Annotated in this window: 10 protein-coding genes; all 10 read right to left on the reverse strand. The window is 66.7% G+C overall.

Annotated elements, in window-relative coordinates; translation table 11 throughout:
* Nucleotides 1–834 (reverse strand): rhodanese-like domain-containing protein (locus I55_RS20385; protein ID WP_044562425.1); only part of this gene is annotated, 834 nt, incomplete at its 3' end.
* On the reverse strand, nucleotides 834–1,466 hold the full coding sequence (locus I55_RS20390; RefSeq protein WP_044562426.1) for a cysteine dioxygenase: 633 nt from the start codon (nucleotides 1,464–1,466) through the stop codon (nucleotides 834–836). The genes I55_RS20390 and I55_RS20385, both read right to left, overlap by 1 nt.
* Nucleotides 1,467–1,591: 125 nt before the next feature.
* Complete coding sequence (locus tag I55_RS36160; RefSeq protein WP_148293865.1) at nucleotides 1,592–1,810, reverse strand: hypothetical protein; 219 nt, start codon at nucleotides 1,808–1,810, stop codon at nucleotides 1,592–1,594.
* Between the two features lie 32 nt (nucleotides 1,811–1,842).
* Complete coding sequence (locus I55_RS36165; protein WP_148293866.1) at nucleotides 1,843–2,343, reverse strand: hypothetical protein; 501 nt, start codon at nucleotides 2,341–2,343, stop codon at nucleotides 1,843–1,845.
* Nucleotides 2,344–2,355: 12 nt separating this feature from the next.
* A complete protein-coding gene (locus I55_RS20395) occupies nucleotides 2,356–4,590 on the reverse strand; it encodes a TonB-dependent receptor (protein ID WP_044562427.1) in 2,235 nt (744 codons plus the stop codon).
* A gap of 154 nt (nucleotides 4,591–4,744) precedes the next feature.
* Nucleotides 4,745–5,131 (reverse strand): hypothetical protein, encoded by a 387-nt coding sequence (locus I55_RS20400; protein ID WP_044562428.1) that lies wholly within the window; start codon nucleotides 5,129–5,131, stop codon nucleotides 4,745–4,747.
* A 117-nt stretch (nucleotides 5,132–5,248) separates the two neighbouring features.
* Entirely contained in the window at nucleotides 5,249–6,136 is an 888-nt protein-coding gene (locus I55_RS20405) for a sigma-70 family RNA polymerase sigma factor (RefSeq protein ID WP_044562429.1), read from the reverse strand.
* Nucleotides 6,136–6,609 carry a carboxymuconolactone decarboxylase family protein gene (locus I55_RS20410; RefSeq protein ID WP_044562432.1) on the reverse strand — a complete coding sequence of 158 codons (474 nt, stop codon included), beginning with the start codon at nucleotides 6,607–6,609 and terminating at the stop codon, nucleotides 6,136–6,138. Before I55_RS20410 ends, I55_RS20405 begins: the two co-directional genes overlap by 1 nt.
* A 374-nt stretch (nucleotides 6,610–6,983) precedes the next feature.
* Entirely contained in the window at nucleotides 6,984–7,973 is a 990-nt protein-coding gene (locus I55_RS20415) for an ABC transporter substrate-binding protein (RefSeq protein ID WP_044562430.1), read from the reverse strand.
* Between the two features lie 16 nt (nucleotides 7,974–7,989).
* Nucleotides 7,990–8,708, reverse strand: a 719-nt coding sequence (locus I55_RS20420; protein ID WP_044562431.1) for an NAD(P)-dependent oxidoreductase, incomplete at its 5' end; no start/stop codon positions are given.

Here is an 8,708-nt window from a genome sequence, read left to right on the forward strand (position 1 = left end):
GGGTGCGGCCCGGGTCCGCCAGTCCCTCCAGCTCCGCATGGTGACGCGGCGGACGCCGCCGCGGTAGGCCACGGTGCGGGCGGCCAGACGCGCCGTCTCCTGCTGGGCGCTGTCCACCGCCGGGAAGCGGCGCTCCTGCCCATGGTCCAGGGTGAATCCCGCCAGGGTCCAGCCGATGGTGCCGTTGCGCAGGGCGTAGACGGGGTTGGGCACGCCGGCGTTGCGCAACGACTGGGCGCCGATCAGGCTGCGGGTGCGGCCGGCGCAGTTGACGATGATGGTGGTGGCGGGATCGGGCGCCAGGCCGCGGGCCCGCAGCACCAGTTCCGCGCCCGGCACGCTTGTGCCGGTGGGGATGCTCATGGTGCGGTATTCCTCGAACCGCCGGCTGTCCAGCACAACCACGTCGGCCTTGGCGTCCAGCAATTCCTTGACCTGGGGCGCGGCCAGCGACGGCGTATGCGCCTCCGTCTCCACCAGTTCGCCGAAGGCCTTGGACGGCACGTTGACGTCGCGGAAGACCTCATAGCCCGCCGCGCGCCAACCCTCCAGCCCGCCGGCCAGCAGCTTCACATCGGTATAGCCCAGGGCCGCCAGGATGGGAGCCGCCCGCTCCGCCAGCCCCTCGCCCGCGTCATACAGCACGATGGCGGTGTCCCGCCGGGGCACCCGGTCCAGCACCTCCAGTTCCAGCCGCGACAGCGGCAGGTTTGCGGCGAACAGCGGATGGGCCTGGGCGTAGAGATCCTCCTCCCGCACGTCCAGCAGGGCCAGTTCCCGCCGGGCGATCAGAGCGAGGCGGACGTCCGCAGGGGTGGCGACGGCGAAAGGCATCAGGCGGGCTCCAGGGACGGCGTACGGGTGATGGTGAAGGCAGGCGTGGCGGCGGCATTGCTGTAGCCCGAGATGAAGGGCTTGCGGCCCCCCTCCGCGGGATAGACCCAGCGCCGCACCTGGCCGATGTCGGCGCCGTAGACGTGGATGCTGACCGAGGTGCGGTCCAGGTGGGCATTGGTGACGCGGTGGATGTCCCCCGTCTCAGGCGACAGCGTCTCCACCTCCCCCGCCTCGAACCGCTGCTTCGGGCCGATGGCCACCAGCTCATCGCGGGAGCCCACGACGAAGCGCTGGGAATATTCGCTCCCCCGCAGGATGCCGACCAGGCCCCAAACGGTGTGGTCATGCACCGGCGTCTCCTGCCCCGGTCCCCAGACGAAACTGACGACGGAGAACCGGCCGCCGGGATCGGCATAGAGCAGGAACTGGCGATAGCGCACGGGATCGGGCTCGGCATAGACCGCCGGCAACCAGTCATCCTCCGCCACGAGATCGGCCAGGGCGTCGCGCGCCTGGTCCAGCAAGGCGCCCTCGGGCAAGCCCTGGTCCAGCAGCCCCTCCAGCCGGCCGACAAAGGTCCGCAGCCGGGCCGGCGCCTGGGGGTTCGTGGTCTCGCCGATGTCGCTCATCTTTCCCTCCGCCTGCTGGGTAATGGGTGGGTGGACAGCAACCATAGGAACCAGCCTCCCCCCGGGAAAATCGAGTTTTCCTCAAGCCGGGCTTAAGGCCCGATCGCGATGTGCGGAGGGGATGCCTAATTAGCCCAGTCTTCGATCATCATGTCAGGGAGATCTGACGATGGCGTCAACCAGTGGAAAGGATCATGATCGTGCGGACCCAGCCCTCGTTCCTCTGCAGAAAGGAAATCGTCCGGAATCTCCACTCCCTCAAGCGCCGCAAAGAAATCCGACCAATCCGCCTGCAAACATGTGGGCTGATCGCGATCCTCCAAAGGCTTGTTCTTATTGTTCATGGCATCTCTCTTCGATTTGGGCCATGCCGTGTCTATAGATTCCAGCGCTCAATGTCGGTCACCCGTAAATGACCCCACAGTGAGCGACTCAATTTCAAGATGTATATGTAGTCATCGTCGTGGCCACAGCCATCGGTATTAAGTGTCACCCAATAGGTTGGCCACCAACCAGCATGACGATCGACCTGCCGTATCTTTAAGGTCTGCAACCGGGCCATGCAGGCTTGAAACGTCGCGTAGTCATCAGAGGCAAAGGTACTGTTCGGCACCGCGTTCAAAAGCCGTCGATTAATAACACCCTTATCCTGAAAGCCCGTCAGCGCCTGGGTGACGACGCCCCAGTCCGTCGACGCCGCCTGCTGAGTCAAATCCTGGCGTTTCTGTGCCGAAGGCATCGGTCGGTCGGCAGGAACCGGTTCGCATGACAATACGACCACCACCCCAATTAGCATCGCCCGCCCGCGCATGCCCGCCGCCCTTACCGAAATCACTTGCCCCCGTATGCTATTGCATTGACTATAAAAAGAGAACATCGACCCTTCATTTTACAGCTTATACCCCACCTTGAAGAACACCGTGCGCGGCGGGCTTTCCACGTAGGTCCAGACGGTGCCGGCGGCCGAGGCGGAGTAGCTGCCACCCTGGGGCAGGCGGCGGTCGGCCAGGTTGCGCACGGTCGCGGAGAAGGTCCAGCGGTCGTCCTCCGTCGTGTACTTGGCGAACAGGTTGACGTTCCACTGCGCGGGGATCGCCACCTGCCAGGAATTGGCGACATCGGCGAAGGCCTTGCTTTGGAACTGGGCATCCACGCCCACCTGCGCCTGGCCTGGCACCGCCAGCGGCAGGGTGTAGGTGGGGGCCGTGCGGAAGGTCCAGCGCGGGGCGTAGGGCAGGCGGTTGCCGGTGGCGCTGGTGCCGATGCCGGCGTAGTTCAGGAACTGGTCGTACAGCGCCAGGGTGTAGCTGGCGGAGTTGTCCCAGCGCAGGCCGTCGAAGGGCTGGAAGGTGGTCTCCAGCTCAAAACCCTCGGTATGGGCCGAGGCCGCGTTCAGCCGGCGGGAGCGCAGGGTGGCCGGGTCGGTCGCCGTGGCCTGCAAATCGCTATAGTCGTTGTAGTAGAGCGCCAGGTTGACCAGCACGCGCCGTTCCCACCACTGGCTTTTCACGCCGACCTCATAGGTCTGCACCTTCTCCGGCTGATAGGGCAGCTGGGCGTTGATCAACGCGCTGGCGCGATTGTCGAAGCCGCCGGCCTTGAAGCCCTTGGCGAAGCTGGCATAGGTCAAGAGGTCCGGGGTCCATTGGTAGGAGGCGCCAAACTTGGGCGTCAGCGAATACCAGGTGGCATCCGACTTGGTCTGGAAGGCACCGGCCTTGTTGGTGGCGGTGGCCGGCACGATGGGGTTGCCGGCGGCGTCGGTGATGCGATTGCCGGCCAGGTCGTCATCGAACTGCCGATAGGTGAAGTCCCGGCTTTCGATGGTGTAGCGCAGGCCCACCGTGCCCGTCAGCTTGTCGGTGACGTGGTAGTCGCCCTGGCCGTAGGCGGCATAGCTGTCGGTCTTGGTGTTGCCCACCTGGTCCTGCGGCGGGTTGGCCAGGCTGGGATAGCTGAAGCCGTTGCGGTCGCTGGAGAAGTTTTCGTGCAGGTAGAACAGGCCGCTGGTGAAGTCCAGCGGACCCCAGCTGCCATTGGCCTGGAACTCCTGCGTCAGCTCATTCTCGTAATAGCGGATGTAGTTCACCTGCTTCACCGCCGCCTCGCCGTCATTGTCGTAGACGACGGGCGCCTGGCCGAACAGGCGGTAGGCGGTGATGGACTTCAGGGTCAGCGTGTCGCCCAGCGCCTGGGTGATGCGCAGGGCCGCCCCGCCGGAGTTGGAGTTGTTCTGCGGCTGCGGCTCCGCGAACGACAACGACGGGTCGAAGCCGCCGCCTGGCTGGTTCTTGGGCGTGTAATAGGCGGTGGTGGAACGGTCGCGCTTGGCGTCCAGGGTCAGCTGGATGTCCAAATCCTCCGTCGCCTGCAGGCGCAGCTTGGCCCGGGCGCTGTCCACGTTGAGGTCGTTCACGTCCTTGTTGATGGTGGGATCGCGGGTGTAGCCGTCGTGCTGCTCATGCCCATAGGCCAGGCTGGCATACAGCTTGTTGGCGATCAGCGGGCCGGAGAGGTAGCCGTGGCTTTCGAACGCGCCCCAAGTGCCGACGCCGGCATCCACGGCCAGGCGCACCTCGTCATTCGGGTCGCGGGTGATGTAGCGGATGGCGCCGGCGCTGGTGTTGCGGCCATAGAGTGTGCCCTGCGGCCCGCGCAGCACCTCCACCCGCTCCAGTTCCGCCAGCAGGGGCGAGGCGGCGATGGACCGCGGGACATAAACGTCGTCCACGTACTGGGCGATGGCGGGGTCGAAGATGGGGTCGGTCTCACCGATGCCGCGCAGGAAGAACAACTGCGTCGTCGGGGTGATGCCGCCGCGGGGCACCGTCAGGCCCGGCACCAGGCCGGCCAGGTCGCGCACCGTGCTGACGTGCTGGTTCTCGATAGTATCGCCGGTGTAGGCGGTCAGCGCGATGGGCGTCTCCTGAAGCCGGCTCTGGCGCTTTTCCGCCGTCACCACGATATCGGCGATGCCCCCGCCGCTGGCGTCCAGGTCCGGCGCCACCTCGGCCACGGCGGCCGGAGCCGTCTGAGCTGACGCGGATGCCGTCAACGCGCACAGGGCAGTCCCCAGCAGCAAGAAGGAAACAGCGATGGGGGAAGACGGGACCCGGCGAACCATGAAACAGCGCTCCGCGAAACGAATGGGGAAACACTCGTTTCGCGTATTTCACAGTTTCATAAAAACGAGATTTGCTTATGTCGCTCGTGATTATGCGTCAAATAACTGTGATTTAGGCCTGGGTATCGCCTGTCCGGTTCGCGGCGGCAAGCGGCTATCGCCCAAGCCACCTCACCGCCGCCGCGTCGGTGTCGTCGGGCCGGGTGTTGAACGCGATACGGGTCTGGGGGGCGGCGCGGTGGATGGTGTTCAGCACCGTCTCCAGCAGGATGAGGTTGGCCGGCGGATTACGGATGCCGGCGCCGATCACCACCACGTCATAGGTCGCGCGGGACAAGGCGGCGGCGACTTCCGTCTCGGCCACGGCGGGGGCGGGCTGAACATACAGGCTGTCGCAGATGTAGCCCTGCCCCTCCAGCGACTGCTTGGACGCGGTCACGCCCGCGCGAACCTTGTCGGCTGTCATGCCTGGGATGATCCCCGGTGCCGTATAGTCGACGGTGTCGGGATCCTGGCCGACGATCAGGATGCGATGGGTCATGGTGCAAATCTCCCCTGGCTTTGCGACGGGAGGATGCAACGGAAGCGACCGTGACGCAAGCGCACGGCAGGTCGGATGCGAACCTTCACGGGTTCCACCGCGCTGCGGCTTCGCCCCTCATAGGGTCGCGCCGGTCAGCCCCAGTGCCTGCGCGATCCGGACCAGCTTGTCGGGGTTGCGGGTGATGTAAATGGCGGTGATGCGACCGTCTTCGATCTCGAACGCGGTGGTCTGCAGCACGGTGCCCCGCTCCACACTGACATAGCCCGGCAAGCCGTCAATGCGCATGGGCCGGATGAAGGCGGCCGACTGGAATTCCCCCTTGGCGTGCAGACTGGCGAACAGGCGGACCATGCGCTCCACCCCGATGATGGGGTTGCGGAAGGCATGCACCTTGCCGCCGCCGTCGGCCCGCAGCACCACGTCCCGCGCCAGCAGGCCCCGCAGGGTGTCGACATCACCCAGGTGGGAGGCGGCATAGAAGGCCTGGGCCAGGCGCTCCCCCTCCTCCGGCGCCACGGGGTAGCGGGGGCGGGCGTCCTGGATGTGGCGGCGGGCGCGCGACGCCAACTGGCGCACGGCCGCCGGCTCGCGGTGCAGGGTGCCCGCCACATCGTCCAATGCCACACCGAAAACGTCGTGCAGCAGGAAGGCCGCACGCTCCAGGGGCGACAGCCGCTCCAGCGCCATCATCAGCGTGAGCGTCAGGTCATCCTCCTCCGCGTCCTCGTCACTGCCGGCCAAGGGCTCCGGCAGCCAGGCGCCAACGTAGGTTTCCCGCCGCACCCGCGCCGACTTCAGCGTGTCCAGGCACAGGCGGGTGACGATGCGCGTCAGGAAGGCGGACGGGACATCCACCGCGGCGTGATCCGCCTGCGACCAGCGCAGGTAGGCGTCCTGCACCACATCCTCGGCTTCCGCGACGGAGCCCAGCATGCGGTAGGCCAGGCGCACCAGCCGGGGCCGGTGCGCCTGAAAGATCGCGGTGGCGTCCCGCCCGTCCATCAGGCGGCCGCCCCCTGGACGTGCGCCACCGGCGGATGGGCGGCGCGGAAGCCGACCTGCAGGCGGTTCCACAGGTTGATGATGCCGATGGCCAGCGTCAGTTGCACCTGTTCCGCCTCGGTGAAGTTGGCCTGCACCAGGGCATAGTCCTCGTCCGGCGCACCGGTGTCGGCCACGCGGGTCAACGCCTCCGTCCAGGCCAGGGCCGCGCGCTCACGATCGGTGTACAGGGAGGAATCCCGCCAGGCGTTCAGCAGATGCAGGCGCATCTCCGTCTCACCCATCTTGCGGGCGTCAGTGACGTGCATGTGCAGGCAGAAGGCGCAGCCGTTGATCTGCGACGCGCGGATCTTAACCAGTTCCAGCAACGCCGGCTCCAGGCCGCTGGCCTTGAGGGCGTTGCTGGCCGCCAGCAGGCCCTTGATGGTTTCGGGCGCCAGCTTGAACGCGTCATTGAGGCGGGGGGTGCTCATCGTCATCTCCTTCAGGATCATGCGTCATCGCATGCCCCAAAGACGAGATGGCTTCATGGCCGTGTGACATGGCGCTGCAAAAAATTTCGGCCGCTTCCGGAAATACCGTAAGCACAACCCATGGGTTGTCATACGTCGCGGCTTTGAAGGAATATTACGCCTGTGGTCAGGGGGCGGATAGGCCGCCTCCCCGCCACAGGAAGAGGGATACCAGATGCTTATCCGGGCCTTCTTCCTTCATCTCCGCTTCCGGTTCCTCGGCATGGCCGTTGAACTGAAACTGGGGAGGTGAAGGGCGCCGGGGGGAGCTTGCACCTCCCTCCGGTTGCCCTCAGAAAATACCGCAGATCCTACGATCCCGCAATCAGGCGCCCCTACAGTTTCGCCAGCACCTCATGCAGGCTGTCGTCCCACAGCGGGCGCACGTCCACCGGGGCGGGGATGACGCCGGCGGCGGCGAAGGTGTCGGCCACGTCCTGTTGCGAGGCGATGGCCGCGTCGCTGACCGGCAGCAGGCGGTAGCCGGCGCTGCGCTCATGATATTCCTGGATGTAGGCGGCCTCGGGGATGCTGGTCAGTTGCGCCCGGAGGCGGGCCCAGCGGGTGTAATCCGCCTCGATCCAGGCCAGGGTTTTGGCATAGCGCTGGAGATAATCGGCGATGGCCCGCTTCTTCAGCGGGTCGGCCAGGGCGTCCTTGGACGCCGCCACCAAGTAATTGCCGGACAGGCGGTTCAGGCCGGTGGTCAGCACCCGCGCCCCCGCCCCGCGCGCCAATTGCACCACCACGCCATAGATGACCCAGGCGTCCAGGCTGCCCTGCTGGAAGGCGGCCAGGCCGTCCTGCGGCGACAAGGCCACGGGCGTGACGTCGGCGAAGGTCAGGCCCTGTTCCTTGAGGATCTTCAGCAGCATGTACTGCGAGGTGGTGGCGCGGACATAGCCCACGCGCTTGCCCTTCAGGTCCGCCGTGGTCTGTATCGGGCTGTCCTTGGGCACCAGCACCACCTGGTTGTTCACGTCGCCCTGCAATACCGCGATGATGCGCACCAGGGGGTTGGCGGCGGCGATGAAGATAGGCGGAATCTCACTCATGCCGCCCACATCCAGCGAATGGGCGTTGATGGCCTCCGCGATCAGGTTGCCGCCGGCGAACTGCGCCGTCTCCAGCGTATAGGGGGTGTCGGCCACGCCCGCCTGCTCGAAGAAGGAGTCCGGGTTGCCCCGGTATGTCGCCGCGCGCAGGGTGACGCCCGCCAGCTCCGCATCCTTCTTGCGGCCGCAGCCCGCCAGGCCGAACGCGCCAACGGTCAGGGAACCCGCCACCAGGCCCCGCAGGGCGGCACGGCGTGAAATCAGCGTCATACGTCGAGACTTTCTGTCAGTAGCCGCGGGACAGGTCGACCACGTCCTCCAGCGGTTCCCCACGGCGGAAGCGGATCAGATTGTGGGCCAGCTGGGCCGCCAGGTTGGCGTGGGTGTCCGGCGTGTAGACGGAGGTGTGGGGCGACAGGCGCACCCGGGGATGGCTGTAATAGGGGTGGCCGTCCGGCAAGGGTTCCGGATGGGTCACGTCCAGGGTGGCCAGCGACACCCGCCCCTCCGCCAACGCGGCCAGCAGCGCCTGGTCGTCGATCAGCGCGCCGCGCGCCACGTTGACCAGGTGCAGGCTGGGCTTGGCAGCGGCCAGCACGCGGGCATTCACCAGATGATGCGTCTCCGCCGTCGCGGGTGCCGCCAGCACCACATGGTCGGCGCGTGCGAACAACTCCACCACATCGTCCACCCGCTGCACGCCCGGCACACCCAGATCACCGGCCCCGCGCCGCGTCCCCAGCACCGTCATGCCCAGGGCCAGGGCCTTGGGCGCCAAGGCCTGGCCGATGCCGCCGAAGCCGACGATGCCCAGGGTGGCGCCTTCCACCAGGCCCAGGGGCGAGGGTTGCCAGTCGGCCGCCCGGCTGACCCAGATCTCGGGGAAGCGCTTGGCGGCGGCGAAGATGGCGGCCAGCGAGAACTCGGCCAGGGCGGTGGCGGAGGTACGCTTGGCCGCCGTCACCACCGGCCCGTCGAACAGCCAGTCGGGATAGAAGTCGATGC

This window comes from Azospirillum sp. B4 (assembly GCF_000333275.1).
Lineage (GTDB): Bacteria > Pseudomonadota > Alphaproteobacteria > Azospirillales > Azospirillaceae > Nitrospirillum.